The organism is Luteolibacter sp. Populi (genome assembly GCF_040801775.1).
Classification (GTDB): domain Bacteria; phylum Verrucomicrobiota; class Verrucomicrobiia; order Verrucomicrobiales; family Akkermansiaceae; genus Haloferula.
On the sequence record NZ_CP161812.1, the window covers coordinates 1,097,377 to 1,123,100 of the forward strand.

Consider the following 25,724-nt stretch of genomic DNA (forward strand, 5'->3'; position numbering starts at 1 on the left):
GGTAGGCACGATCATGCAGTTCGAGGGCACCCGGTTCCGTTTGGGGACCGGGTGCCTTTTTGCGTCCGGCATTGGCGTTTCCCAAATCATAACTTCGCGGTGGTCCGGAGCACCCTAACAGGGATTCGCCTACCTTGACATTGCGGGTGGACATGTGGCATCGCCTGCTTCCGATGATCTCCCCCCGTTTTGTGATGTTGCTGCCACTGCTCTGCGCGCTCGGCCTGGCGGAAGCCCAAGTCAGCGAAAACACCGGGGCTGGCAGCGCTCTGCGCGAATGGAAGAATGCCGATGGCAAGGCGATCAAGGGGTGGATGCTCGGTCGTGACGGCGAGTCCGTAGCGATGAAGCTGGAGAGCACCGGCAAACCGGCCAAGGTGCCGCTGGCCAGCCTCTCGGTGGCGGACCGGCTCTTTGTCGCCGATCTGGGCTGGAAGCTGCCGAGGCCGTGGAGCAAGTGGCCCCTCGACATCAAGATGGGCCTCGGCGACGTCGATGTCGACGTGGTGTCATCCGCTACCGGCAAGTACGTCTATCACACCCGGCACTTCGAGTTCATCTCGGGCGGTGAATTGGCCCAGGCACCGATGAGAGACATCGCCCGGATGTTCGAGGCCACCTACCTGCTTCTCCAAGCCTCGCCATGGGGAATCCTCGCCAAGCCGAAGGACGGGCGCTTCCGCGCGGAGCTTTTCACATCCCGGAATGAATATATCAAGGCGGGCGGCCCGACGCAAAGCGCCGGCGTCTACATTCCCGAGAGAAAGGTCTTCATGGTGCCCTTCGAAACCTTGGGCTTGGTCAATACCTCGAACGGCTGGCAACGCAGCAAGGAGGAGTATTCCACGCAGACCCTCGTTCACGAGCTGACCCACATGCTGATGGACGAGGCGCTGCCCGCCATGCCGATCTGGCTGGCGGAAGGGACCGCCGAATACATGGAGCGCATGCCGATGAAGATCGGCACCTTCACGCCCGGTTCGCACCTGGCCGCGGTCAGGGAGCATCACAAGGAACAGCCGGCCTTCGACCTAGCCGAAACCATCGTGATGAACCGGAAGACCTGGGACAACGACGGGGTGAAGGAGCGTCCGGTGCCCGTGGCTCCCGACTCCCGCTTCGGCCCGGTCCCCGGCCGGCTCATGCCGCCCGGGCGGGGCATGAACAACAACAAAATGCTCGAACTCTACGAAGCCGGCCTGATGCTGGTATATTACTTCATCCATCTCGACGGCAATGGGGATGCCGCACGGCTGCAGCGTTTCATCGCCGCCTGCGTGAAGAATTCCGAGCGCCTCGAAGCCTTCAACAAGAAGGCGGACGTGTATAACAAGGCGTTCGAGGAATTCGTGAAGCAGCCGGGGGTCACGAACATGGGCGGCGGGCGCTATCAATTTCCCGCGAGCATGAAGCCCCCGGTCTCGCCGCCTTGGCCCTTCGCCGGGGATATGGAAGACTACACCATCCAGGACCTGGAATTGCTGCTCGACGGGAGAAGCGTCGAGCAACTGATCGGGGAAGCCCGGGTGGCCTTGAGCAAGGCGGGATTGCCTGCGTCCCGGTAAAGCCGGTTGCGGAGGATGCCATCTCGACAACACCGCTTTTCAGGCCACGATGAGGCTCTCCATGAAGCTTGTTTTACTACCGCTGCTTCTACTCGCCATGGCTACCGCCATACGCGCGGAGGAGCTGCCTCCGGACGCGCTCTTGACGAAGCAAGCGCTCGCGCATCTCGACCAGCGGCTCAATGCGAAATTCGACATCCCCTTTCCCAAAGACTGGGACATCGATGCCCATAGCAAGCAACCCATCGCCTTGATCGCGGTCGATGGGGGAAAGGTGACGGCCACGCGCCCTCTGGTGAACCCCTACGACGGCAGAGGAACGATCGAATGGATGATCGGTCCCGAGAAGGTGGAGCGCCTTCCGCAGGAAGACGTCATGTGCATCCTTTATCTTGATCAGCATGGCGATTTCCTCCAGATGGGATTGCTTTCAACCCCCGACGCATGGCCTTCCGAGCCTCCGAAGGGGCACCAACTAAAGCGCCGTGACGACGAGACCGGCCCGGCATTCTTCCAACGCGCAATGCTAACCTATAGGCTGCGCACCAAGAATGCGAAGGAGCCGGTCCAAGCGCTCAACGTGCTGGCTGCCTTCGAGAAGATGGCCAAGACCATCCAGGAATTACGGAAAGAAGAAGGGCTGAAGAAGAAATAGGACCGAGCGTCACGGCGCTCGCAGGGTGCCACCCTGATCGGTCAGCTCGTTTCGAAAGTGACATGCCCCCCGGAGACGTCCGCCGTGATGACATCACCCTCCTTGAACCTGCCGTCGAGGATCTCAAGCGATAGCGGATCGAGCAGATGGTGCTGGATCGAGCGCTTCAACGGACGCGCTCCGTAGACCGGATCGTAGCCTTGGTTGCCGATGTATTCCTTGGCCTCGGTGGTGAGCGCGAGGGCCAGGCCCTGCTTGGCCAGGCGCTTGCGAACGCGTTCGAGCTGGATATCGACGATGGTGGTCAGTTCCTCGCGCTTGAGGCGGTCGAAGATGATCGTCTCGTCGATGCGGTTGAGGAATTCCGGGCGGAAGTGCTGGCGCAGGGCGTCGGTGACCTTGGCCTCGCGCTGCTCGGCATTCTCCTCGCCGAGGATGTGCTGGCTGCCGATGTTCGAGGTCATGATCAGCACGGTATTGCGGAAGTCCACCGTGCGGCCCTGGCCGTCGGTGATGCGGCCGTCGTCAAGCACCTGGAGCAGGACATTGAAGACGTCCGGGTGGGCCTTTTCGATTTCATCGAAGAGGACCACGGAGTACGGCTTGCGCCGTACGTGTTCGGAGAGCTGCCCGCCTTCATCGTAGCCGACGTATCCGGGAGGCGCGCCGATCAGACGGGAGACGCTGTGTTTCTCCATGTATTCGGACATGTCGATGCGGACCATCGCGTGCTCGTCGTCGAAAAGGAATTCGGCCAGCGCTTTCGAAAGCTCGGTCTTGCCGACGCCGGTGGGGCCGAGGAAGAGGAATGAGCCGATCGGCCGGTTCTCATCCTGCAAGCCGGCGCGGGCGCGGCGGACCGCATTCGAGACCGCCTTGATCGCCTTCTTCTGGCCGACCACACGCTCGCCGAGCCGCTCTTCCATGTGGACCAGCTTCTCCTTCTCGCCCTCCTGGAGTCGCGAAACAGGAATGCCGGTCCATGCCGAAACGACGCGGGCGATGTCTTCTTCCGTGACTTCCTCCTTGAGGATCGCGCCCGACTTCTGGAGTTCGGTGAGGCGTTCCTTGGCTGCGTCCAAATCGCGATGGGCTTCCGGGATGCGACCGTAGGTGATCTCCGAGGCACGGGTCAGGTCGCCGATGCGCTGGGCCTGCTCGGCCTCGGTCTTGAGGGCATCGATCTGGCCCTGCGCGTTGCGGACGAGATCGATGATTTCCTTTTCGTTCCGCCATTGGCCCATGAGACCGGAGGACTTCTCCTTGAGGTTGGCTTGCTCTTCCTTGACCCGATCAAGGCGGGCTTGGCTGGCCTTGTCGGACTCCTTCTCCAGCGCCTTTTTCTCCATCTCAAGTTGGAGGATCTCACGCTCGATCTGGTCGATCTCGGTCGGCATCGAGTCGAGCTCGATCTTGAGGCGGGAAGCTGCCTCATCCATCAAGTCGACCGCCTTGTCCGGCAGGAAACGGTCGGAGATATAGCGGTCCGAAAGGATCGCGGCGGAAACCAGCGCGCCGTCCTGGATGCGGACCCCGTGGTGGACCTCGTAGCGCTCCTTCAAGCCGCGGAGGATGGCGATGGTGTCTTCCACCGAAGGCTCGCCCACCATCACCGGCTGGAAGCGGCGCTCGAGCGCGGCATCTTTCTCGATGTGCTTGCGATACTCGTCGAGGGTGGTCGCGCCGATGGTCCGCAATTCGCCGCGGGCAAGCTGCGGCTTCAGCAAGTTCGCGGCATCGACCGCGCCCTCGCTGGCACCGGCTCCGACAATGGTGTGGAGTTCGTCAATGAAGAGAATGATCTCCCCCGCCGACTCGGTTACTTCCTTCAGGAAGGCCTTGAGACGTTCCTCGAATTCGCCGCGGTATTTGGCACCGGCCAGCATGCCGCCCACGTCCATCACGATGATGCGCTTGTCCTTCATCGAGTCCGGGACGTCGCCGGAGACGATGCGGCGGGCGAGGCCTTCGACGATGGCGGTCTTGCCGACGCCGGGCTCGCCGATGAGCACGGGATTGTTCTTGGTGCGGCGGGAGAGCACCTGCATCACGCGGCGGATCTCGTTATCGCGGCCGATCACCGGATCGATCTTTCCTTCCCGCGCGAGGGCGGTGAGATCGGTGCCGTATTTTTCCAAGGTCTGATATTTGCCCTCCGGATCCTGGTCGGTGACCTTTTGGGGACCGCGGATGCCTTCGATGGCCTTGCGCGCCTTCTTCTCGTCGAGGCCGGCTTCCTTGAGCAGCTTGCCTTCCGGAGCATCCGCCTTGAGCGCGCCGAGCAGCACGTGCTCGACGCTCAGGAAGTCATCGCCCATTTCCGCGCGGATCTCATCCGCGGCATCGAGCGTGGCGCGCAGTCCATAGCTGATCTGCGGCTGGGTGGTGCCGCCCTGCTGGCTCGGCTCGCGGGTGAGCGCGGACGCGACGGCCGCCTTCAAACGGGTCAGATCCACGCCCGCTCCCTGTAGGATCGGCACGAGGATCCCGCCTTCCTGCTGGAGCAGGGCGAGCAGCAAATGGGTGCCCTTCAATTCGGGATGAGCCGACTTCGAGGCGAGGCGCTGGGCGGCCTGCAGGGCTTCCTGCAGCTTGTTTGTAAGCTTATCGAGTCCCATGGGATCCGGGGTTTCAGGAGAGTTTAGAAGCGGGTGCGGCGTCCTGCTATCACTCGTTTCCAGTTTGTTGGAGATTGGATCGCATCGCTTCCGGATTACTCAAATAAATTGTTTCACCTTGGTGCTATGAGTCATGCCACCGGGCAGCTCATGATTTTTCCTGTCACACTTCGGCACTTGCCGGAGGAATAGGGGCAGATGACGGAACGGAGCGACACCGCACTGCTTGACGACTGGTCCACGAAGGCTTCGGAAGGAGCTTTCGCGGAACTGGCACGGCGTTACGGCGGCCTGCTCTATCACGCCGCGATCCGGCGCACCGGCCGCGGGGACCTCGCGGCAGAGGCGGCCCAGAACGCCCTGCTGATCCTGGCCCGCAAGGCACCCCGGCTGGGCGGGGTCCCGAGCCTGGCGGGCTGGCTTCACCGCACCGTCTGCTACGAGGCTGCCAAACTCCTGCGCCGGGAACGCCGGCACGATGCCCGGATGAAACAATTGCCCGCTCCCGATGGACCCGACGAAGGGGAAGAAAACTGGCAAGAGGTCGCACCGCTGCTGGATCAAGCACTGGACAGCCTGCCGGCGAAGGACCGCGAGGTAATATTCCTCCGCTACTTCCAAGGCCTCAGCTTCGAGGAAATGGCGCGGCGCTTCGGCGGCGGAGCCCCGGCCTGGCGGCAGCGCGGTTCGCGGTCGGTGGAAAAGCTGCGACTGGCGCTGAACAAGCGCGGTGCAGCGGTAAGCGGATCCGCCCTGACCACCGGGCTCGGGTCCGCCCTTTCCCAGACGGCTCCGGCTCCCTTCCTGGCCGCGCTCGCCAGTTCGCCGGCGGCGGGTGCCTCGGCACTGTCGTGGGCCGCCTTGGCCTCCCATTCCGTGCACTTCATGAAACTCCATCCCGCGACCTGGGTGCTGGCCACCCTGATTTTTTCCACCATCCCCCTTGGCCTCCAAGCCTCGGCCAATGCCGCGGTCCGCGGGAGGATCGTGGCCCTCGAAAACTCCGCTTCCCATGGTTCCTCCGACGCGGTGGAAGCGGAGCGATCCACGGCCCGGACGCTTCCCGCCGTGGGGAGGTCCGCCAAGCAGAGCGTGCTGCGGCTAGCGGAAATCATCGACGAAGGCCGGAGCGGTTCGCGGCTGGCTGATGCCGAGGCGGACCGGTGGATCAAAGACCTGAGCAACGAGCAGCTCGAGGAATTGCTGAGGGAGTCGATCCTCGTCGAGCTGCCTGCCAAGAAGAGGTTCGCCTTGGTCGCCACCCTCTTCGCCGAGTATGCCACCCATCGCAAGAGCCAGATCGATGCCGGGAAGGTCCTGTCGATGGCGGCGCTGCTGTCCGATCAGCTCGACATGAAGGGCCAGGAAGAGATCTGGGGCCGGGCCGGCTTTGCCGCCAAGTCCCTTGCCCGCCAGGATACGGAAAAAGCGATTGCTTGGTACCGTGAGCAGGTGCAAGCGGGGCGGCTCGATTGCTCGCGCTTGAACTTGCAACTCCCGGCGGAAATCCACCTCGGCTTGCGGGAAGGGCATCCTGAAGCAGCCAAGGTGTTCTACGACTCGCTCGCGGAAGATGAGCGGATTCCGGTGATTCACTACTTCCGGAGTGTCGGCACGCCGGAGGAGCTTCTCGAGATGGCGGCCAAGTTTGAAGATCCGGCCAAGCGCCAGAACTCCGTGACGATGCTCTTCCGCTACGGGACGAAGGACAAGTCCCCGGCGGAGGCCCGCGCGTGGCTGGACCGCAGCGGCGTGGAGCCGGGCGGGCCCGCAGCCGCGCTCTTCGCCATCGCGGCGGAAGGCGATCCCTACCGGGAGGATGGCGGTGTGCAGTACCACGCGGGCATGAAGACCCACCAGATCGCGGAGCGGATTGCCTGGCTGAAAGGCCCCGCCATCGGCGGGGAAAGCCCGGAAGCAATCGGGATATTCCTGGCCAACACCATGAGTTCGGCTCCCGGGCAGACGAAGGAAGCACTCGACGCGGAGTGGCAGCAGAATCCCGATCAGGAGATGCTGGCCGCCTATATCCGTCATGCGGGGACCACGGTTCCAGGAGTGGCTGATGCCTTGGACCGCTACCGGCTGCTCACCGATCTGGAAGGGCGGGAGGAAATCCTTCGCCAATTGCTGGCGACTCCGGCTGCCAAGGAGGTTCTCGACATGATCCGCAAGGAAGGCATGAGTGACGAGGATCTCGATGAATCCCAACTCCCGCCGGAACTTTTCCGATGAAGCCGTTTCTTTTCACGATCGTCGCCGTGGCAATCCTGCTTGGCCTGAGGCAGCACGGCGACCACGCGCGGCTGCTCAGCCGTGAGAAAGAGCTGCGGACAGCAACGGGGCTGCAGATGGCGGACCCGGCTATCAAAGAAGCCATCAGCGCGAGTGGCGCGACTTCCAACGCCGGGAAGATCGGGCGGAGCGGAAAGCCGAAGTTCGATGCCAAGTCCTATCTCGCGGAATTCAAGAAGCTGATCCTGATCGCTATGCTGCGGGATCTCGGGCCGGGCGAGGACGACCTGATCCGCAATGGTCTCCTCGACGCCACCGCTGAAGATCTGCTGCAACTGCCGGAGGCGATCCGCGAAGCAGGGGTCCAGGATAATTTCGCGTCCGTAATCTATGAGAGTGCCTCAACCCGTCTCATCGACAAGGCCCCGGCGTCGGCCTGTGAATTCGCGCTCAAGGGCGGCGATATCACGAGCTTCCTTCTGGTGATCCGCACCTGGATCTCGCGTGACCCTGTCGCCGCCGGGGAATGGCTGGAGATGAGATCGAAGGCCGAGCCGCCGCTGAACGAAAAGAGCATTGATACCCACGCCAGCCACCGGGAGCCGCTGGATGTGCCGCGCCTGCAGCTCGCCGCCCGCATTGCTGCGGCCCCGTCCGGCGCAGACTTGGGCGGCCTGACCGAACTGGAGGGCCGCAAGCTGGCGGCCACGCTGGATGACGTGCTGAAGGTCCTGTCACCGGAGGATTTGCCCGTTTTCCTGAAGCGCTTGAACGACAGCGGACGGGAGGATCTGGTGAAGCAGGCAATCGCCCAACACCCCGAACCCGCCTTGGCCAGGGAGTATCTGAAGAGTGCCGGTCTACCACCCGCCACTTTCGCGAAGGCAGCGCAGGTGGCAATCTCCCAACTCGATCCGGCCAGCCTGCCGGCTGGCATGGATTGGTATCTCCGCGATACCGATCCAAAGTCCCGCGGCCCCGGTCTCCGCAGCGTGGTGAAATCGTGGACCCAGGAGAATCCGCGTTCCGCCGCCGCATGGATCGCAACGCTTCCGCAAAGTGAAGATCGAACCCAAGCCGAGGCTGCGTATCGGGATGCCCTGGCCCATCCGCGCCCGAAAGAACTGCCCGACCGCTAGGCGGAATTGATTGGGCGAAGGCACGGATTTCGCTGAGGCTGCCGCCGTGAAACGGGCCTTGGTGATCGTGCTGGATTCGGTCGGTTGTGGCGCAGCGCCGGACGCCGCGGACTTTGGTGACGCCGGGGCGGACACGCTTGGGCATCTGTTCGAGCGGGATAATCTGGAGCTGCCCAACCTTGCAAGGTTGGGCTTGCTGGAGGCGCTCGGCCGCGGCAAGTCCCCCACCCTGCCCGGCGCGGCTTGGGCGAGGATGAGCGAGAAGTCGGTGGGCAAGGATACAACGACGGGTCATTGGGAGCTGGCGGGCTGCGTGCTGGAGAGACCCTTCGATACCTTCACCAAGTTCCCGGAAGATCTGTTAGACGAAATCGGCGGCCCCTTCCTCGGCAATTTTGCTGCTTCCGGGACGGAGATCCTGGAGCAACTGGGCGAGGAACATCTGCGGGCCGGCCACCCGATCGTCTACACCAGCGCGGACTCCGTCCTGCAGATCGCGGCTCACGAGGAGCGCTATGGCTTGGAGAAGCTATGGGTGCTCTGCAAGCGGGCGCGGGAGGTGCTGGATGCTCGCGGCATCCGCATCGGCCGGGTGATCGCGCGGCCTTTCCTCGGCGACTCTGCGGCCACCTTCAAGCGCACCTCGAATCGACACGACTACTCGCTGATGCCGCCGGAGACGGTGCTGAACCGCCTGCAGGCAGCCGGGGTGCAAACCATCGGGGTCGGCAAGATCTCGGATATCTTCGCGGGCTCGGGGATTGGCGAGTCACACCCGACGAAGTCGAATGCGGACGGGATGACGGTGATCGAAGAGCTTTGGGCGGAACGACGAACCCAACCCCACCTGATCTTCGCGAATCTGGTGGATTTCGACATGCTCTACGGCCACCGCCGGGATCCCGCCGGGTATGCGCGGTGCTTGCGGGAGTTCGATACTTGGTTGGGCGGATTCCTGCCAGAGGTTGGCGGGGACTTTCTGCTGATCACCGCGGACCACGGGAATGATCCTTATCATGCCGGGACCGATCATACACGGGAGCAGGTACCGCTGCTGACCTTGAATGCGCCCTTCGCGCCGGGGGATTCGGGGGATTTCACGCAGGTGGCGAGATTGGTCGCCCATCACTTCACATTGGACTGATAAGCGGATTGCCTTAGGATCGAGTTGTGAAGATGGACTCGAAGATCATCCGTACGCGCAAGGACCGCAATCTGCTCAGCAGGCTAGCTCAATCCTAACAGACGAGCCGACTCCTGCTCCTGAAAGAAGATTACCCCTTATCGAATGAAGCTCCACGTCCCCACCCTCATCGCCCGCAAGCGCGAAGGAGAAACCCTTGATCCGGCGGAGATCCGTTTGCTGATCGAGGGCTACACCTCCGGCGAGATTCCCGACTACCAGATGTCGGCCTTTGCGATGGCGGTCTTCTTCCGCGGCATGGAGCCCGCGGAGACGGCGGCGCTGACCAAGGCGATGATGGAGAGCGGCGACGTCTTCCAGCATCGCGCCGGTCACCCGGCCGTGGTGGACAAACACTCGACCGGTGGAATCGGCAACAAGGTCTCGCTGATCCTCGCCCCGCTGGTCGCCTGCACCGGCGTGTGGGTGCCGATGGTTTCCGGGCGCGGACTCGGAATTACCGGCGGCACGCTCGACAAACTGGAATCGATCCCGGGCTTCAAGGTGGGAATCACCATCCCGGAAGCGCAGGATTTGTTAGAGAAAATCGGCGTAGTGATGATGGGCCAGACCGACCGCTTTTGCCCGGCGGACAAGAAGCTGTATTCGCTGCGCGATGTCAGTGGCACCGTGCCCTCGATCCCGCTGATCACGGCTTCGATCATGTCCAAGAAGCTCGCCGAGTCGCTCGACGAGTTGGTGCTGGATGTGAAGTACGGCACCGGTGCCTTCATGAAGACGGAGAAGGAGGCGCATGCCCTCGCGGATTCGCTGATTGCGGTCGGCAGGGAGATGGGCGTGGAGGTCCATGCGGTGCTGAATCCGATGAGCGAACCGCTCGGCAGGGCGGTCGGGAACTCCCTGGAAGTGATCGAATCCCTCGAATGCCTGGAGGGCGGCGGTCCGGAAGATCTGCGGAAGCTGGTGCTCGATCTCGCCGAGAAGATCAGCCCGGTGTCGCGCGGCGAACTGGAGAAGCTGTTAGATGATGGCAGTGCGCGCCGGAAGTTCGACGAGATCGTCGCGGCGCACGGCGGCGATCCTTCGGACCTCCCGAGGCTAGCGGTGATTCATCACGCTCCAGTCATCCGGGAATTCCCCGCCCCGGACACCGGGACCATCGTACGGGTGGACGCGGGAATGGTCGGCCAAGCCGCCGTGCAACTTGGGGCCGGCCGGGCTCGCGCGACGGATGGGATCGATCACGCCGTGGGTTTCGACCGCTTCGTGAAAGTCGGCGAGCACATCCATCAGGGCAACCCCTTGTGCCGGATCCATGCGCGGACCGCAGTGGACTTCGAGATTGCCGAGGCAATGCTGGAAAAGGCGATCCGCATCGAGCCCTGAGGCCCGGGGTTCAGCGAGCCCCGGGATAGCGGTCGATCATGCGGACCAGCAGGTGGCTGCCGATTCCCAAAGCCACCCAGAAGCACAACCAGGTCCATGAACTCCGCGTTCCCGAACTGAGGATCATCACGGTGAGCCAAGCCACCGAGGCGAAGACTGCATAGACCCGCCCCGCGATCACCAAAGGTTTGGCGATCGCGCGCAAGGGATGCAGGGGCCAGCGCGCATGCCCGGAATCCTCGTGAGGCGCGCGGACGGCCAAAACCAGCCAGGATGCCCCAAGCAGGGCAGCCAGCATCGCACAAAAGACACCTAGTATCGCGGCAGAGCGGGCGATCGCCCCGAGCGCATCCCGGGGCTCGTGGGCGACCGCACCCAAGCCGGCCAAGCATAGGAAGGCAGCAGCGGCAGTCGGCAGGGTCAGGACGAACACGAAGAGGTTGAGGAAATGTCCCGTCAGTCGCACACCTAGCGGAATCGTTCCGCCGGCTGCCTCCAGCAATTCATCCGGTTCCTCTGCCATGTTCTCCCCGCCCTGCTGCATACGAAAGCGGAGACAGACGACTATTTCAATACCGCGGAGTGGAACTCCTGCCAGTCGTCGAGATTGTTCAGATTCACCGCATCTTTGCAGGCGCAGTCATCATCTGGCAAGGCGCTGGCAGACAGCACCGACTTGCGGGTCTCGTCGTCGTGGATGTAGCCGGTGATCGCTGCGTTGAGCTTGGCAATCGAGGCGGCATCGACGGTCGCGCCGGGCTGGGATTTCACCCAGGCTTCGAATTCCGGATAAGTCGGGCGGCTGGTGGCAATGTAATCCAGCACGGCATCCCGCTTCAGGCCGAGGCCGTCGATAACCATCTGATCGTAGCCTTGGCCGGCACCGGGATAGCCATCGGCAAGCAGGCCGCGGGATTCGAGGGAGACCTTGAGCCAGAGGCGGGGCAGGTGAAGCACGCCGAGCGGACCGGCCGTGCCGGAACTGATGAGAGGAACGATTTTCATAGCCTTGTTAGCAAAGACGACTTGCCTGCCAGCGTCAAACGACAGCTTGGACAAACTTCGCTTCTTGCAAGGAGCCCACGGGTCCCGCGTATGCTCGGGCCATGCGCCCCGTCCTCTTTCTCGCCCTGATGGGCTCCACCCTGTTCGCGCAGGAGCAGCCGAATATCCTCTTCCTGTTCTCGGACGACCACGCCCTCAACGCGATCTCCGCCTACGGCGGCCCGCTGAAGGACCTGGCCCCGACGCCGAATATCGACCGGATCGGCAAGGAAGGCGCTGTCTTCACCCGCTCCTACTGCGGGAACTCGATCTGCGGTCCCTCCCGCGCCACCATCCTGACCGGGAAGCACAGCCACATCAACGGCTTCCTCGACAATAACAACGCCCGCTTCGACGGCAGCCAGACGACCTTCCCGAAGCTCCTGCAGAAGGCCGGCTACGAGACCTCCATCATCGGCAAGTGGCACCTCGTCACCCAGCCGACCGGGTTCAAGCATTGGGAGATCCTCCAGGACCAGGGCAGCTACTACAATCCGGACTTCATCTCCGAGTCCGGCAAGACGCGCGTGGAAGGCTACTGCACCGATATCATCACCGACAAGGCGATCACCTGGTTGGAGAGCGGACGCGACAAGTCAAAGCCGTTCCTGCTGATGTGCCAGCACAAGGCCCCGCACCGCAACTGGTCCCCCGCCCCGCGACATCTGGACTTGTTCAAGGACCTCAGCTTCCCGGAGCCGGCCACGCTCTTCGACGATTACGCGAATCGCAGCGGGACGCTAAAGGAGCAGGAGATGAGCATCGCGCGGAACATGTCCTGGGGCCACGACATGAAGTTCAAGGGCGACAATCCCTTCCCCGACTCCTTCACCAGCGAAGGCCAGAACGGTGAATACCAGCGCATGACGCCGGCGCAACGCGAATCATGGGACGCCGCCCACGATGCCGAGAACGCCGCCTTCATCGCGGACATGAAGGCCGGGAAGATCACCGGCAAGGATGTCACCCGCTGGAAATACCAGCGCTACATCAAGGACTACCTGCGCTGCGTGCGCGCTGTGGATGAGAACGTCGGCCGGATGCTCGACTACCTCGAAAAGAGCGGTCTCGCGAAAAACACGCTGGTCGTCTATGCCTCCGACCAAGGCTTCTACCTCGGCGAGCACGGCTGGTATGACAAGCGCTGGATGTTCGAGCAGAGCCTCGCGATGCCTTTCCTCGTTCGTTGGCCGGGAGTCGTCGCCCCCGGCATGCGGAACGAGGCGCTGGTCCAGAATATCGACTACGCGCCGACCTTCCTGGAAGCGGCGGGGCTGCCGGTCCCGGCGACCGTCCAAGGCAAAAGCCTGCTGCCGGTGCTAAAAGGCACGACACCCGCCGATTGGCGGAAGGAGATCTACTACTTCTACAGTGGCGAGCCCACCCACCACGTGGCCGCGCACGACGGGATCCGCGGCGAGAAGCACAAGCTGATGTATTTCCCCGCGAGCAAAGAATGGAACCTCTTCGATCTGGAGAAAGATCCGGACGAGATGAAGTCGGTCCACGACGACCCTGCCTATGCCAAAATCCTCGAAGGCATGAAGAAGCGCTACACCGAATTGCGCACCCAATATCACATGAGCCTGGCCACCGTCCCCGGCAGCCGCAACGAGGGTTGGTGGAAGCCACGCCACCAGCAGAAGGTCTCCCTAGCCAAGCAGGGCGGCCACAACCTCGTCTTCATCGGCGACTCGATCACCCAGGGCTGGGAAGGCCATGGCAAGGCGACCTGGGAGAAATACTACACCGGTCGCAAGGCTCTCAACCTCGGCTTCTCCGGCGACCGCACCGAGCACGTGCTGTGGCGGCTGATGAATGGTGAGCTGGAGGGAGTCGATCCCAAGCTCTTCGTGATCATGATCGGCACGAACAACACCGGGCATCGCCAGGACCCGCCGGAGCAGACCGCGGATGGCATCAAGCTGATCCTGGAACTCCTGCAGGACCGTAAGCCGGACGCGAAGATCCTGCTGCTCTCCGTCTTCCCGCGCGACGAGAAGCCGGACGGCAAGCTGCGGCAGATCAACAACGGCATCAACGAGCGCATCAAGACCTTCGCCGTCGGCGACAAGATCCAGTGGCTGGATGTGAGCGGCACCTTCCTGGCCGCCGATGGCACGCTGCCCGCTGCAACCATGCCGGATTTCCTCCACCCGCAGGCCGCCGGCTACGAGATGTGGGCGAAGGCCATGGAAAGCAAGATTGCCGCGCTCACCGGAACTGCTGAAATCCCCTAGACCTCCACATGAAAGCCGTCGCCATTACCCGCAAGCTCCCGCTCGAAGATCCCGGCTGTTTCACCGCCATCGATCTAGCCGATCCCGTCCCGGGTCCGCGCGACATTCTGGTGAGGGTGAAGGCCATCGGCATCAATCCGGTGGACTACAAGCAACGAAGCGCGCGCACGGAGGAAGAAACCGCACCGCGGATCCTCGGCTGGGATGCCGCGGGCGTCGTGGAAGCCACCGGCAGCGAGGTCAGGCTCTTCCGCGCCGGCGACGAAGTTTATTACGCGGGTGATGTCACCCGCCCCGGCTCGAATGCGGAGCTGCAACTGGTGGACGAGCGCATCGCGGCCAAGAAGCCCGAGTCGCTGAGCTTCGCCGCGGCTGCCGCGCTGCCGCTCACCGCGGTCACCGCCTGGGAGTGCCTCTTCGACCGGCTCGGTCTCGTTCCCGGGGATCTGGCTCAGGGCAAGGACAAGACCCTCCTCATTCTCAGCGGCGCAGGCGGGGTCGGCTCGATCGGCATCCAATTGGCCGCGGTGCTCACCGGCTTCAAGATCATCGCCACGGCTTCACGGCCGGAGACGGTCGAATGGTGCTACAAGATGGGCGCGCATCACGTGATCGATCACTCGGGCGACTGGCCCGCCGAGTTGGCGAAGCTGGGTTTCCCGACCGTCGATTACATCGCCTGCTTCGCCGATACCACCGCCCATTGGAAGGCCATGGCGCAGGCCATCGTGCCGCAGGGCAAGATCACCGCCATCGTCGAGTCCGCGGAGATCCCCGACATCGGCCTGCTCAAGAGCAAGAGCGTGGCCTTCATCTGGGAGTTAATGTTCACCCGCTCGATGTTCCAGACGCCCGACATGATCAAACAGCACGACATCCTGAAAGAAGTCGCCACGCTGGTCGACGCCGGACGGATCCGCAGCACGATGAAGGAAAATGGCGGCATCCTCACCCCCGAAACCTTGGCTATCGCGCACCGGGAGCAAGAGGGCGGCAGGATGATCGGCAAGCAAGTGCTGGAGACTTCATGGTAAGCACCGGGCGTTTGCAGGCCGAAGGCTGGGCGGTCGTTGAGACAGGGCTGGTCCCGGATCTCCTGCATGAGCTGCGCGGAACCGCATTCTCCGATGGAGCTGCGGGCACGCGCTGTTTGCTCGATCTGCCTGCGGTTCTCGCGGCCGCCCGACAACTGAAGTCGGAACTGATCGGCACGAACATTCTCCCGTCTTCATCCGTTGCGATCCAAGCAATCGCTTTCGACAAGACGCCGGGCAAGAACTGGAAGGTGGCGTGGCATCAGGACCTGATGTTTCCATTTGCTCGGCCCGTAGAAGCGCCGGGCTTCGAACTTGCCACGAAGAAAGATGGCGTGGACTTCGCGCGCCCTCCCGTCGCCGTGCTTCAAGACCTGCTTGCCATCCGCTTGCACCTTGACCCCTGTGATGAACCCAATGGCCCGCTGCGGGTAAGCCCCGGCAGCCATCTTCGGGGCGTCATCCCATCGGCGGGATGTGCGGCTCTGGCGAAGGAGTTTGGAGAAATAAATTGCCTCGCGCGGGAGGGCGAAGCCCTGCTCATGAAGCCCCTTCTCCTGCACGCCTCGTCGCCCGCCATTTCACCGGGACACCGGCGGGTGATCCACTATGTCTTTCATACAGGAGATCTGATGGACGAGGAATGGCACCGACGGGTATGACGCCCCCTTTCTTAAAGACGGCAATTAGTTTGAGGGAGCTTTCACCGGCGGGCGCGGGTTGAGTCCGTCGCTTTTCGGCAAGGGCAGCCAGAACGAGGAAAGATCGTCAGGCCCCGGCGTGCCGGCAGCAGGCGTGCCGGCTTTGTCTCCCATCTCCCTTATCTTCTGGTATTCCAGTGACCTTCTTGCGCTTTCTTCCGCCCGACGGAGAAAATCTTCCCCCGCTTGCTCGCCGGAAGATCTCGGCTTTGATGGAGGAAAGCGCGAAGAGGATGTTGAGGAATTGCTGCAGGTGGAGCTCAACATCGCCGCTTTCAGGACGAAGAATATCAGTATGCCAATGATCCAGATAGGGAACTTGCTGCCACCGTCACCACCACCGGTGTAGACGGGTGCTGTCCGCTGCCTTTCACGCCGCAGCGGCAAGGCAGGGCTCTGATCCCAGGCGGGTGCCCGCGAGTCGTTCGCGGGGCGTGGATTCTGCCGGGCTGTTCCCGGACCTGCCACGGGTGCCCCGGTTCCCGTCGGTGCCCACTGGGCCGAAGCTTCCTTCACTTTTTCCGCGAGGTCCTCCGGAAGTATCCCAAGGAGAATTTCGAAGACCGGCCCGCGGCGGGCGGTGACCCCGCTCAACCACTTGATGGCCTCGCGGCTTTCCTCGTCATCCCAAGCGTCGCGGCCCGGGGTATACATGAGGCGCTGGCGCCAGAAGGACCGGAGACGATCTGGCACGTGATCGAGGAGATTCGCCATGGCTGCATGGCGATCGATCAACTGCATGTGGAAATCGCGCTCGCCGCGGGCCAGATGCGCATAGGCAAAATCGGCAAGAGGCGCGGTATGGCGCTTCGCCCAGAACGCGGCGGCGCCGGCTAGCCGCGCTGCAGCGATCCCTGCTCCCGGATTCGCGATGCGCTGCTTGTTCTGAAGCAAAAGATTCGCGAGGTTGGAGATTCCTTGAGGGCTGGCCTCGCGGTCCAGGCGTTCGATCACAGCCAGCGTCGCTGCAGCACCGCCATGCTCCAACTCGAACAGCATCGCATCCGGCTTGAGGCGGAGATCGGGGTGCGCCTCGTGTTTGGCGATCAGCTGGCACATCAGTTCGCCCCAGCGGATCGCCTCCGCGGGGTTCTCATAGAGCTTGGTCTCCGCCTCGCGCACGAGATCCGCGACATCCGGCAAGCCATTCCCGATGGCCGCCTCCAAGCGATCGAAGGTCTCCGTGATAGCACGCAGGCCCGGCGAGATGCCCGGCGGCGCAAAGGTCGCCGGCGCGGCGGTTGGCTCTACTGCTGTGGCGCGCGGCGAACTGTCTTCGGCCGGAGCGGGCAATTCTTCCAGATCGATGCGCGGAAGAGGTTCCCCGCCCTGCTCGCCACCGTCGCGCCACTGGAGCTCGAACAAGGCCTTCGTGTAGACCTCATGCAGCTTGCGGAAGCCTTCTGGATCCTGATCGGGGCGGCAGGTCTTCAGACGCTTCGCGTAGGCACGCTTCACATCGCGTTCAGTGGCGACCGCGGGGTCGAGCTCGAGGGTGGCCCAAGGCATGGTGGGGAGAGTTAGAGCTTACAGTTCGGATGGCTCGGGCTGGCGCTCGCCTTCGTGTTCGAAGTAGCTGCGGAGGAAATTATCCAGGATCGCGGCACTAATCTTGATCGACTGCGGGTCCTGCGTTTCGAGTGCGGCTTCGAATTGATCCGCCAAGGCACTCAAGTGATCGCGAGCCGGTCCGACCAACTCGGCGAAGACGCGATTGGCACGCTCGAGGCGGGCGCGATGCGGCAGCAGATCGCGCGGGTGAAGCTTGAGCGGCAGCATGCGCGCAATCGCCTCTTCCACCTCGCGCTTGGTAAGCGAGCCCGGGCGCTGCTCCACGACGAGGCGCTTCTTCTGGCCGCTGGAAAGCACCGTGACCTCCACCTCGAGGATTCCGTTCATGTCGTAAGAGAAGCGGATGTCCACCTCACCCGGACGTTTCTGGCCCGGCATGTGGCGCAGGCCGTTCACGGTCACCTGGCCGACCTTCTGGTTGTCCTTGGTCATCCGCGCCTCACCTTGGAAGACCTCGACCTCCACGTGATCTTGCTGCGGATGCATGGTATTGAAGACCCGGCTGCGGCTGGTTGGCACCGTGGTATTGCGGTCGATGATCGGAGCGAAATATCCCGGCTCGGGCCGGCCACCGGCACCCTCCTTCGCCATTTCCACGCCGAGCGTGTGAGGGCAGACGTCGGTGAGAACGATATCCCCCACCGCGGCATCGTTTGCGCAGAGGCCGGCCTGGACGGCTGCGCCAAGTGCAACCACCCGGTCGGGATCGAGCTTGGCCGTGGCGATGCGCTTCAATTGATCCTGCACGAACTCGCGGACGACACCCATCCGGCTCGCACCGCCGACGAGCAGGACATAGTCGAGATCCGCGGCGGCGACCCCGGCATCCCGCAAGCAGCGGCTCACCACGGGACGCAGGCGCGCCGTGATGGCCGCGGTGGCATCCTTGAAGTCCTCCCGGCTGACTTCTACCAGGCGTCCGTCCAGCGAGACACTGGCCAGCGCGTGCACGGAGAGCATCCGCTTGGCGACCTCCACGCGCTGGCGCCAGCTGCCGGACTGACTCCTGTCGGGAATCCAGTCGTGCTTCTTTTCAAGCCAGCCACAGAGTGCATCGGTGTAGTCTTCGCCCCCAAGACGGCTCTCCCCCGCCGAGGATTTCACCTCCACGACACCATCGAAGATCTCCAGCAAGGTGACATCGAAGGTGCCGCCGCCCAGGTCGAAGACCAGCACCTGCGTCTCTTGTTCGGGATTCCGGTAGCCATAGGCCAGCGCGGCGGCAGTTGGCTCATTAATGATGCGTTCCACCGCGAGGCCCGCGATCTTGGCGGCCTCCACCGTGGACTGCCGCTGCTGGTCATGGAAATAAGCGGGCACCGTGATCACCGCTTTCGTCACCTCGCTGCCGAGATGCATCTCAGCGATCCGCTTCATCTCCCCGAGGATCATGGCGGAGCAGGTCACCGGATTCCAGTCCTTGCCTCCGAAGCGATATCTCGCGGCGGTGCCCATGTCCCGCTTGAAGCAAGACATGCCCACGGCCGGATCGACGATCAAGCGGTCCTTCGCAGCCCGGCCAACTAGCAAGCGGCCATCTTCCGCGGCGGCGACCACGCTCGGTGTGAGTTCCTCGCCGAGTTCATTGGCGAGGACGCGCGGATGACCGTTCTCGAAGACGGCGACAAGGCTGTTGGTAGTTCCGAGGTCGATTCCGATCACCCGCGGAGGCTGGCGGTATCGGGCCTAGTTGGCAATATCGAGATGCTTATCCCAATACGGCGGAAAATGGGATAACTAGGATCTTCACGGCGGGCTTCCACCCGAGTCGCCGGCCCTGCGATTGTAGAAGCCCCGTGGATTGTGAACCACGGGGCTCCGGTAAAAGCTTCAAGCCTTCTTCACATCCACCCACTGCTTGGTCTTGGCCGACTCGAGCACTGCATCGCAGACGTACTGGGTGCCTAGGGCGTGGCGGAAGTCCGGGTAGCGCTTCTCGGCCGTCGGGTCGTCGAGGGACTTGAAGAACTCCGCGAGTTCGTGGGTGAAGGAGTGCTCGTAGCCGAGGCAGAGGCCGGGCACCCACCAGTTGCCCGAGTAGGGATGGTCGCCATCGGTGGCGTGGATGTTAGACCAACCGCGGCGGTCGCCGGGGACACCGTGGTCGAAGTACGAGAGGTAGTTGAGGTCGTGCAGATCCCAAGCCAGCGACTTCTTCTCGCCGTTGATTTCGAAGGTATAGAGGGCCTTGTGGCCGCGGGCGTAGCGGGTGCTCTCGAAGATCGCCAGCGAGCCGTTCTCGAAGCGGGCGAGGAAGGCGCAGGCATCGTCGATGGTCACAGGATGCTTTTCACCGGTGGCGGTGTGGACGCGCTCCTTGATGAAGGTCTCAGTCATCGCGGACACCGAGACGATGTCGCCATTGATCCAGCGGGCGGTATCGATGCAGTGGGCGAGCAGGTCGCCGGTCACGCCGGAGCCCGCGGCAGCGGCATCGAGGCGCCAGAGACCGGCGCCGCCTTGGGGAAGCTCCTCGGAGATCGTCCAGTCCTGCAGGAAGTTCGCTCGGTAGTGGAAGACACGTCCGAGTTCGCCAGCATCGACGATGTTTTTGGCCAGGGTAACAGCGGGCAGGAAGCGGTAATTATACCACACCAGGTTTGGCAGGCCGGAGGCTTCCACTGCCTTCACCATCTCCTCGCCTTGCGTGCCGTTCAGCGCGAGGGGCTTTTCGCAGAGGATCATCTTGCCATGCTTGATGCACTCCAGCGCGATCTCGGCGTGGGAGTCGTTCGGAGTGCAGATGTCCACCGCGTCGATGTCCTCGCGGGCGACCAGCTTACGCCAGTCGGTCTCGTAGCCGGCGTAGCCCCACTTTTCGGCGAAAGCCTTCACCTTCGCCTCATCGCGCCCGCAGACCGCCTGGCGGACCGGCACGTGCTCGGTGTCGAAGAAGTGGGAGAGCTGGGAGTAGGCGTTCGAGTGGGTGCGGCCCATGAAGCCGTAGCCGATGAGGCCGATGCGGATTTCCTTTTTCATGATGGGGAAGAGGGTGCGTCTGCTGGGTTGATGTTTGATTCAAAACGGCGTCATTCGGCGCCGGGTGTTTGGGAATGCGCGTGTTGCGGGAAGTCGAAGGTCAGCACGAGCGGTTCATCTCCCGTGTTCTCGATTTCCACACCACCGCGATTCAGCGCGGCCTGGGTGATGAATCCGATCTCGGGATAGATTTCGCCGAGTTTCATGTTCTGGTGATAGCGCACTTCGAGTTTTCCGACCCGGCCGCGGCCGCCGTTCGTGTGGAACAGCACGGGACTTTCCGGGCGGAAACTCGTCCTGGCTCCGGGTGCAAGGGTGAGACGGAGAATGGAGCACTTCTGGTCACCGAGGATGTCACAGTAAACAATCCACCGTGCGTTCACTCCGTCGCCGGCAAATTCCTTGGCAGTAATGGCCGGACGTGAATTCTTCTGAACGAAGTCGGGATCCTGGTTCGCCTCGAAGTCGAACTTGGCCACCAGGTATTCCCAGTCTTGGTGGCGGTCTTTCGGATAGTCCTCTTCCCGGCAGGCGTAGAACGCATCGGCCGCTCCGATCCTTCCGTCAAGCGTCAGGTCCTCGGCCAGGAAATGCTCGTCCATCGTGACGTGAAGCTCGTGCGTGCAAAGGTCCGTCGGCGAGTGCAGCACGCCATTCGGCATCACGAAGCCGTCATCCAGTTTCATCATCGTGTGCGGCGACAAGTGCCGCACCCCGTTGTATTCGCCCTGCCCCCAACGCTGCATGCAGGCAAGGAACTGGTCCTTGGTGACGAACGGATACAGACCCATGGCCGTGGTGTGGTAGTGCGACGGGCTGACTCCGGGGTTGTCGAAGGAATTGATGTCGTAAACCTCCCACTTCGACCAATGAAGGTGATGGGGAATGGGGTTCAGGTTGTCGAACTTCTTGGACACGATCGGCCAGGTGACCCTGCCGAACAGGGATTGGGAAACCGCCATGAGCTTTTCTCCCATGACGGCTTCAGGATTGGTCTCGATCAGATCCTGAAGCGAGATGACTTGCCCGCCCGGAGTGAGAACGTGGGCTTCTCCTTCACGGAACGGCGCCTTCCCCGTTCGGGTATCGATGACGCCGGTTACAATGGGCACGGTGCAGCACATCCAGACTTCATCGAGGCCGGTTCCGCCCATGTAGTCCGGATAGTAGGATTTCTCATCCAGGCGAAGGCGTTTGCCCGGCGAGCAGAATGTTCGGCCGGCGTAGCGGTGCAGGAGCTGCAGCACCCCATCGTTCTGATTGAGGCAGTCATCGAGAATCGAATCCGATCCTCCGTCGATGACATCGTGATGAGGATATTCGTGCAGTTTCTCCGCAAGAATTGAAGTCGGGGCAGCCATGGTAGATAGATCCTGAATAATGGTGAATGGAGTGGCCGCCGCTTCAGAGCGCCTCGTCGACTTCGATCATCTTGCCGAGGATGGTCTCCCAGGTGCGGGCGTCCTCGAGGATCTCGTTGGAGAACATGCACCCGTCCCAGCAGATGTGCTTCATGCCGCGATCGGCAGCGCCCTGCAACCAGAAGGTGGAGCACTTGACGATGTCCAGCTTGCCATTCGGGTCATCGGCACGGCAGTGGCGGCCGGTCTTGTCGTGGCTGCCGGTTCCGTGGACCGAGCCATCGTTCTGTGCGACGTGGAAGTCGATGGTCCACGGGCGCAGCGCATCGGTCAGCGTCTTGTAGGCAGGCCAGAACTCCTCGTCGGTGTAGCCTTCCTTGAGGAGGGCCGCCTCGGGAGCATTGTAGCCCATGAGGTAGAGGTAGGTGTGGGCGAGGTCAGCCTGGAAGCCGACGATCTCTGGCATGCCGGTCGCTTCCAGCGTGTCGATCATCGCCTTCCACGAGTGCATGCCACCCCAGCAGATCTCACCTTCCGCAGCGAGGCGCTCGCCGTGTTGGGCAGCGACCTTGCCGGCTTCACGCCAAGTCTCGGCGATCTTCTTGGTATTGCCGGCCGGATCTTCCGCCCAATCGTGCACGCCCCCGGACGAGTCGATGCGGATCAGTCCGTATTCACGCACGCCATGTGCATTGAGGATGTCGGCGATGCGGCAGGCCTTCTCGACGGCGAGGACGAAGTTCTTCCGGTCATCGGCCGATCCGAAAGCGGAACCACCGACCGTGCCCGGCCAGACCGGGGCCACCAGCGAGCCGACCTTCAGGCCGTGCGCCGCGATCTGGTCGGCCATCGCCTTGATCGCGTCGTCGGAAGCATCGGGGTCGGTGTGCGGGTGAAACAGGAACAGGTCCACACCATCGTATTTGCGGCCATTGACGGAGGCGGCGGCAGTCATTTCGAGCATGCGCTCGAGCGAGATCGGCGGATGGTCGGTGCCGGGTTCCTTCCCGACCAGGCCGGGCCACATGGCATTGTGAAGTTTCATGATCTTGGGTTGTAGATGTTGGGTGGTAGGTGACTCAGAGTCCCGTTTGCGGATGCATTGATAGGTTAGAGAACGAAATTCCAATCGATACTGGTTTCGACGCTTTTACCGGAGTCGCCGGTGATCTTCACCTTGCCCGGCCCTGCCGGAACGATTGAGACCACGGTGCCAAAATCCTCCGGCACGGCGGCGACGGCCTGGGTGAAGCGCAGCGAGACGGTCTCACTCCGGACGAACTCGCGGGTGGTCGGGATGCCATGGTCTCTCAGCGGATCCATGCGGGAAACGTCCACGCCGTCGGCGAAATGGGAGCAGACTTCCTCGACTCCCAGACGGCCCAGATGGCGGCCATTCCACGGCTCCCCGTGACGACCGCCGTTGGAGATCCAGAAGATCGTGCAGGGGAAATCCGCGGGGTTCTTGAGGGAGAACCAGACGTAGCCATCGAGCACCACCGCCGACCACGCGAACGGCTGGTCCGCCGTGGCGGGCTCGCTGGCCATCATCACCAGATCCTCGAAACCCTGACGCGCCGGGTAATGGGTCAGATCCGCCGTGCCGCCATTGGCGAGCGGGACCGCGCGCAGGTCGGTGAACTCCGCGCCTTGCTTGAGCGCCTGGTATTCGCGGTGGAGAGGATTTGAAAACACGCCGGTGTAAACCGAGCCCCAGCGGAAAGGGGAAATGCTCACTCGACCTTCGCCCTCGGTCATGCCGGTGAAGTCGATGATCGGATGGTTGCCGTAGCTGTAGCGCCCGTCGGCACCGGTGATACGATGTTCGCAGTAGATCACCGTCTCCCCTTCCCTCAGCGAGAGCAGCTTCTCCACCCAGGCCCCGGAATCCGGGTCATCGAGACCGAGGTGCAAGATCTCCGTGCCACCCGCCACGACCTTCCATTCGCCATTGGCCGAAGCACCGTGCGGCGGGGCATCGGTTTGGCCGCCGAATGGAAAACAGATGAAGTCGCCGCGGAGCACTTTCAGGAGCTCCGGCAGGGTGCCATCCACCTCGTCCCGGGTCCACGGCGCGAGGGCGTAGGGCGAGACGGTTCGCTCGCCAAGCTGGAACTCGACCGGCGCCAAATGGCCGCCGCGACACGAAACCCGGAGCCTCACCCGGTCATGGGATAGACTCCAGCTTGGCTCGCCATGGATTAGCTCGGTCATCAGGAAGGCCGCGATTCAGAAAAAATCTCACAAAAACGGAAGCAAAATCACATTCTGACGAAAATTGGAATGGCCGCTCACCCATCCGGCAACTAGGGAATGCGGCACCATGAAAATCGGCTTCAACCTCTTGCTCTGGACGGGTGCCCTCCAGGAAGACCAGTTCCACCTCCTGTCCTCGCTCAAAGGTGCCGGATACGATGGCGTGGAACTGCCGATTTTCGCGGCCGATTCCGCCCACTACAAGATCGTGGGCGATGCCCTGCGCGATCAAGGCCTGCGCTCCACGGCCGTCACCGTCATCCCGGACGAGGCTCGCAGCCCGATCAGCCCGGAGGCCTCCCACCGCGCCGCCTCGGTGGATTATCTGAAGAGCATCGTGGATTCCTGCCACGCTGCCGGCACCGAGATCCTGATGGGCCCCTTTCACCAGCCGCTCGGCGTTTTCTCCGGCAACGGCCCGACCGAGACCGAGTGGAAGCACGCCGCCGAGGTCCACCGCAAGGTCGCGGAATACGCCCAGGAAGCGGGCGTCAAGCTGGTGATCGAGTGGCTGAATCGCTTCGAGTGCTACTTCATGACCACCATGCAGCAGGGCGCGGAATACGCGGCGCTGGTGGACCACCCGAATTTCACCACCATGTTCGACACCTTCCACGCGAACATCGAGGAGAAGCACCCCGCCGAGAGCCTCCGCAAATACATCAAGAGCGTCGGCCACGTCCACATTTCCGAGAACGACCGCGGCACCCCAGGCACCGGCAATGCGGAGATCCGCCAGAGCCTCGCCGTGCTCAAGGAAGAAGGCTACACCGGCTGGGTGACCATCGAGGCCTTCGGCCGCGCGCTGCCGGAACTCGCCGCCGCCACCCGCGTCTGGCGCGATCTTTTCCCGGCTCCCGAGGAGGTTTACACGAAGGGGATTGCGTATATCAAAGAGTGCTTGGCTGAGTGACTTCCAAGCCTTCGAGGAAGCTTCTGATCAGAGCCAGAGCTTCCTCGAAGTGCGTCTCCAGCAGCCAATGCCCGCCACTCAAGAGGTGGAATTCGGCGTTTGGCAAATCACGTAAATAAGCCCGCGCGGCGGGCTCGGGCATGTAGCCGTCGTTCGGCCCCCATACGATCAGAGCGGGCGGCTGGTGCTCGCGCAGATAGGCTTGGTATCGCGGAAACCAGGAGAGATTCTCCTTCAAGCCCTCCATCAGCCTCACCGCGACTTCCCTGCGGACCGGATTGTTCATCAAAGGCCAATGGAGCTTCCACAGATCCGGCGGGATCCGCTCGATTTGATCTGCCGGGATCTCGCCGATAAACTCATGTCGGAAACCCTCTTCGTTCACCGCATCTTCTAGCATCTTGCGGTTCTCCAGAGTCGGATTTGCCCAATACTCCTGGATCGTCTTGTACTTGGGACCTAGCGCATCTTCATAGATGTCCCCATTCTGAATGACCAGCCCCGCGATTCGCTCAGGGGCTAGGATTGCGAGGCGGAAGCCGATCTGCGAGCCGTAATCGTGCAGGTAGAGCGTGAAGCGGTCCAATTGTAGCCGGTTCGCAAAGCGGTCGAGGAATGCGGCATAGGCATCGAAATCATATCCGAATTCATCCAAAGTCGGCGTGTCGCTCTGGCCGAATCCCGGAAAGTCGGGCGCGATGACACGCCAGCGATCCGCGAGCGCGGGAATCAGCCACCGGTATTGGTAGGAAGAGCAGGGATAGCCATGCGGCAGCAAGAGCACCGGTGCACCAGCCGGTCCCGCTTCGCGATAAAAAATCCGCATTCCCTCCATGTCGAGGTAGCGATGTGCGGTCACTGGCTGCGTCGGGTCTTCCATGG

General features: G+C 62.6%; 20 protein-coding genes. 10 read left to right on the plus strand and 10 right to left on the minus strand.

Annotated elements, in window-relative coordinates:
• Positions 1 to 191: 191 nt before the first annotated feature.
• On the plus strand, positions 192 to 1,565 hold the full coding sequence (locus ABWK72_RS04195) for a hypothetical protein (protein ID WP_367873538.1): 1,374 nt from the start codon (positions 192 to 194) through the stop codon (positions 1,563 to 1,565).
• Positions 1,566 to 1,662: 97 nt separating this feature from the next.
• Complete coding sequence (locus ABWK72_RS04200; protein ID WP_367873539.1) at positions 1,663 to 2,220, plus strand: hypothetical protein; 558 nt, start codon at positions 1,663 to 1,665, stop codon at positions 2,218 to 2,220.
• A 41-nt stretch (positions 2,221 to 2,261) separates the two neighbouring features.
• On the opposite strand, the gene clpB is transcribed toward ABWK72_RS04200, so the two are convergent.
• The gene (clpB, locus tag ABWK72_RS04205; RefSeq protein ID WP_367873540.1) at positions 2,262 to 4,838 is read right to left on the minus strand and encodes an ATP-dependent chaperone ClpB; all 2,577 of its coding nucleotides are present in this window, start codon (positions 4,836 to 4,838) and stop codon (positions 2,262 to 2,264) included.
• Positions 4,839 to 5,036: 198 nt separating this feature from the next.
• Here clpB and ABWK72_RS04210 point away from each other — a divergent pair, with 198 nt between their 5' ends.
• The 4 genes from ABWK72_RS04210 to ABWK72_RS04225 all read left to right on the plus strand — a co-directional run bounded on the left by ABWK72_RS04210 (position 5,037) and on the right by ABWK72_RS04225 (position 10,742).
• Positions 5,037 to 7,073 (plus strand): RNA polymerase sigma factor, encoded by a 2,037-nt coding sequence (locus tag ABWK72_RS04210; RefSeq protein WP_367873541.1) that lies wholly within the window; start codon positions 5,037 to 5,039, stop codon positions 7,071 to 7,073.
• Positions 7,070 to 8,212 (plus strand): hypothetical protein, encoded by a 1,143-nt coding sequence (locus ABWK72_RS04215; protein WP_367873542.1) that lies wholly within the window; start codon positions 7,070 to 7,072, stop codon positions 8,210 to 8,212. Before ABWK72_RS04210 ends, ABWK72_RS04215 begins: the two co-directional genes overlap by 4 nt.
• Positions 8,213 to 8,258: 46 nt before the next feature.
• Positions 8,259 to 9,356, plus strand: coding sequence for a phosphopentomutase (locus ABWK72_RS04220; protein WP_367873543.1), 1,098 nt, complete (start codon positions 8,259 to 8,261; stop codon positions 9,354 to 9,356).
• 144 nt (positions 9,357 to 9,500) lie between these two features.
• Positions 9,501 to 10,742, plus strand: coding sequence for a thymidine phosphorylase (locus ABWK72_RS04225; protein WP_367873544.1), 1,242 nt, complete (start codon positions 9,501 to 9,503; stop codon positions 10,740 to 10,742).
• Positions 10,743 to 10,752: 10 nt separating this feature from the next.
• On the opposite strand, the gene ABWK72_RS04230 is transcribed toward ABWK72_RS04225, so the two are convergent.
• Together ABWK72_RS04230 and ABWK72_RS04235 are read right to left on the minus strand one after the other, a co-directional pair.
• Entirely contained in the window at positions 10,753 to 11,265 is a 513-nt protein-coding gene (locus ABWK72_RS04230; protein ID WP_367873545.1) for a hypothetical protein, read from the minus strand.
• 41 nt (positions 11,266 to 11,306) lie between these two features.
• On the minus strand, positions 11,307 to 11,747 hold the full coding sequence (locus ABWK72_RS04235; RefSeq protein ID WP_367873546.1) for a DUF5069 domain-containing protein: 441 nt from the start codon (positions 11,745 to 11,747) through the stop codon (positions 11,307 to 11,309).
• A gap of 101 nt (positions 11,748 to 11,848) precedes the next feature.
• Here ABWK72_RS04235 and ABWK72_RS04240 point away from each other — a divergent pair, with 101 nt between their 5' ends.
• From ABWK72_RS04240 to ABWK72_RS04250, 3 genes are read left to right on the plus strand one after another with little or no spacing between them, the layout of a single operon-like run.
• Positions 11,849 to 14,026 (plus strand): sulfatase/phosphatase domain-containing protein, encoded by a 2,178-nt coding sequence (locus ABWK72_RS04240; RefSeq protein ID WP_367873547.1) that lies wholly within the window; start codon positions 11,849 to 11,851, stop codon positions 14,024 to 14,026.
• An 8-nt stretch (positions 14,027 to 14,034) separates the two neighbouring features.
• Positions 14,035 to 15,060 (plus strand): zinc-binding alcohol dehydrogenase family protein, encoded by a 1,026-nt coding sequence (locus ABWK72_RS04245; protein WP_367873548.1) that lies wholly within the window; start codon positions 14,035 to 14,037, stop codon positions 15,058 to 15,060.
• Positions 15,054 to 15,722, plus strand: coding sequence for a phytanoyl-CoA dioxygenase family protein (locus tag ABWK72_RS04250; protein ID WP_367873549.1), 669 nt, complete (start codon positions 15,054 to 15,056; stop codon positions 15,720 to 15,722). Before ABWK72_RS04245 ends, ABWK72_RS04250 begins: the two co-directional genes overlap by 7 nt.
• A gap of 24 nt (positions 15,723 to 15,746) precedes the next feature.
• Here ABWK72_RS04250 and ABWK72_RS04255 read toward each other — a convergent pair whose 3' ends face one another.
• The 6 genes from ABWK72_RS04255 to ABWK72_RS04280 all read right to left on the minus strand — a co-directional run bounded on the left by ABWK72_RS04255 (position 15,747) and on the right by ABWK72_RS04280 (position 23,887).
• A complete protein-coding gene (locus ABWK72_RS04255; protein ID WP_367873550.1) occupies positions 15,747 to 17,270 on the minus strand; it encodes a hypothetical protein in 1,524 nt (507 codons plus the stop codon).
• Positions 17,271 to 17,288: 18 nt separating this feature from the next.
• Positions 17,289 to 18,995, minus strand: a complete 1,707-nt coding sequence (locus ABWK72_RS04260) for an Hsp70 family protein (RefSeq protein ID WP_367873551.1) — start codon at positions 18,993 to 18,995, stop codon at positions 17,289 to 17,291.
• Between the two features lie 168 nt (positions 18,996 to 19,163).
• Positions 19,164 to 20,312: a Gfo/Idh/MocA family protein gene (locus tag ABWK72_RS04265; RefSeq protein ID WP_367873552.1), complete on the minus strand. Its 1,149-nt coding sequence runs from the start codon at positions 20,310 to 20,312 to the stop codon at positions 19,164 to 19,166.
• Between the two features lie 50 nt (positions 20,313 to 20,362).
• A complete protein-coding gene (locus ABWK72_RS04270) occupies positions 20,363 to 21,673 on the minus strand; it encodes a hypothetical protein (RefSeq protein ID WP_367873553.1) in 1,311 nt (436 codons plus the stop codon).
• Between the two features lie 43 nt (positions 21,674 to 21,716).
• Complete coding sequence (locus ABWK72_RS04275) at positions 21,717 to 22,718, minus strand: sugar phosphate isomerase/epimerase family protein (RefSeq protein WP_367873554.1); 1,002 nt, start codon at positions 22,716 to 22,718, stop codon at positions 21,717 to 21,719.
• Positions 22,719 to 22,783: 65 nt separating this feature from the next.
• Complete coding sequence (locus ABWK72_RS04280) at positions 22,784 to 23,887, minus strand: hypothetical protein (protein WP_367873555.1); 1,104 nt, start codon at positions 23,885 to 23,887, stop codon at positions 22,784 to 22,786.
• Between the two features lie 109 nt (positions 23,888 to 23,996).
• On the opposite strand from ABWK72_RS04280, the gene ABWK72_RS04285 reads away from it, so the two are divergent.
• Positions 23,997 to 24,842 (plus strand): sugar phosphate isomerase/epimerase family protein, encoded by an 846-nt coding sequence (locus ABWK72_RS04285; RefSeq protein ID WP_367873556.1) that lies wholly within the window; start codon positions 23,997 to 23,999, stop codon positions 24,840 to 24,842.
• On the opposite strand, the gene ABWK72_RS04290 is transcribed toward ABWK72_RS04285, so the two are convergent.
• Positions 24,820 to 25,722 carry an alpha/beta fold hydrolase gene (locus ABWK72_RS04290; protein WP_367873557.1) on the minus strand — a complete coding sequence of 301 codons (903 nt, stop codon included), beginning with the start codon at positions 25,720 to 25,722 and terminating at the stop codon, positions 24,820 to 24,822. The two genes, ABWK72_RS04285 and ABWK72_RS04290, sit on opposite strands and share 23 nt — an antisense overlap.
• Positions 25,723 to 25,724 lie beyond the last annotated feature (2 nt).

What these genes read in the sequence shown, in the direction of transcription:
- ABWK72_RS04200 (WP_367873539.1), top strand. Translation starts at nt 1,663, where the DNA reads ATGGCTACCGCCATACGCGCGGAGGAGCTGCCTCCGGACGCGCTCTTG.
- ABWK72_RS04275 (WP_367873554.1), bottom strand. Translation starts at nt 22,718, where the DNA reads ATGAAACTTCACAATGCCATGTGGCCCGGCCTGGTCGGGAAGGAACCC.
- ABWK72_RS04290 (WP_367873557.1), bottom strand. Translation starts at nt 25,722, where the DNA reads ATGGAAGACCCGACGCAGCCAGTGACCGCACATCGCTACCTCGACATG.
- ABWK72_RS04250 (WP_367873549.1), top strand. Translation starts at nt 15,054, where the DNA reads ATGGTAAGCACCGGGCGTTTGCAGGCCGAAGGCTGGGCGGTCGTTGAG.
- ABWK72_RS04280 (WP_367873555.1), bottom strand. Translation starts at nt 23,887, where the DNA reads ATGACCGAGCTAATCCATGGCGAGCCAAGCTGGAGTCTATCCCATGAC.
- ABWK72_RS04285 (WP_367873556.1), top strand. Translation starts at nt 23,997, where the DNA reads ATGAAAATCGGCTTCAACCTCTTGCTCTGGACGGGTGCCCTCCAGGAA.
- ABWK72_RS04265 (WP_367873552.1), bottom strand. Translation starts at nt 20,312, where the DNA reads ATGAAAAAGGAAATCCGCATCGGCCTCATCGGCTACGGCTTCATGGGC.
- ABWK72_RS04235 (WP_367873546.1), bottom strand. Translation starts at nt 11,747, where the DNA reads ATGAAAATCGTTCCTCTCATCAGTTCCGGCACGGCCGGTCCGCTCGGC.
- ABWK72_RS04245 (WP_367873548.1), top strand. Translation starts at nt 14,035, where the DNA reads ATGAAAGCCGTCGCCATTACCCGCAAGCTCCCGCTCGAAGATCCCGGC.
- ABWK72_RS04270 (WP_367873553.1), bottom strand. Translation starts at nt 21,673, where the DNA reads ATGGCTGCCCCGACTTCAATTCTTGCGGAGAAACTGCACGAATATCCT.
- ABWK72_RS04225 (WP_367873544.1), top strand. Translation starts at nt 9,501, where the DNA reads ATGAAGCTCCACGTCCCCACCCTCATCGCCCGCAAGCGCGAAGGAGAA.
- ABWK72_RS04255 (WP_367873550.1), bottom strand. Translation starts at nt 17,270, where the DNA reads ATGCCTTGGGCCACCCTCGAGCTCGACCCCGCGGTCGCCACTGAACGC.
- ABWK72_RS04215 (WP_367873542.1), top strand. Translation starts at nt 7,070, where the DNA reads ATGAAGCCGTTTCTTTTCACGATCGTCGCCGTGGCAATCCTGCTTGGC.
- ABWK72_RS04240 (WP_367873547.1), top strand. Translation starts at nt 11,849, where the DNA reads ATGCGCCCCGTCCTCTTTCTCGCCCTGATGGGCTCCACCCTGTTCGCG.
- clpB (WP_367873540.1), bottom strand. Translation starts at nt 4,838, where the DNA reads ATGGGACTCGATAAGCTTACAAACAAGCTGCAGGAAGCCCTGCAGGCC.
- ABWK72_RS04210 (WP_367873541.1), top strand. Translation starts at nt 5,037, where the DNA reads ATGACGGAACGGAGCGACACCGCACTGCTTGACGACTGGTCCACGAAG.
- ABWK72_RS04230 (WP_367873545.1), bottom strand. Translation starts at nt 11,265, where the DNA reads ATGGCAGAGGAACCGGATGAATTGCTGGAGGCAGCCGGCGGAACGATT.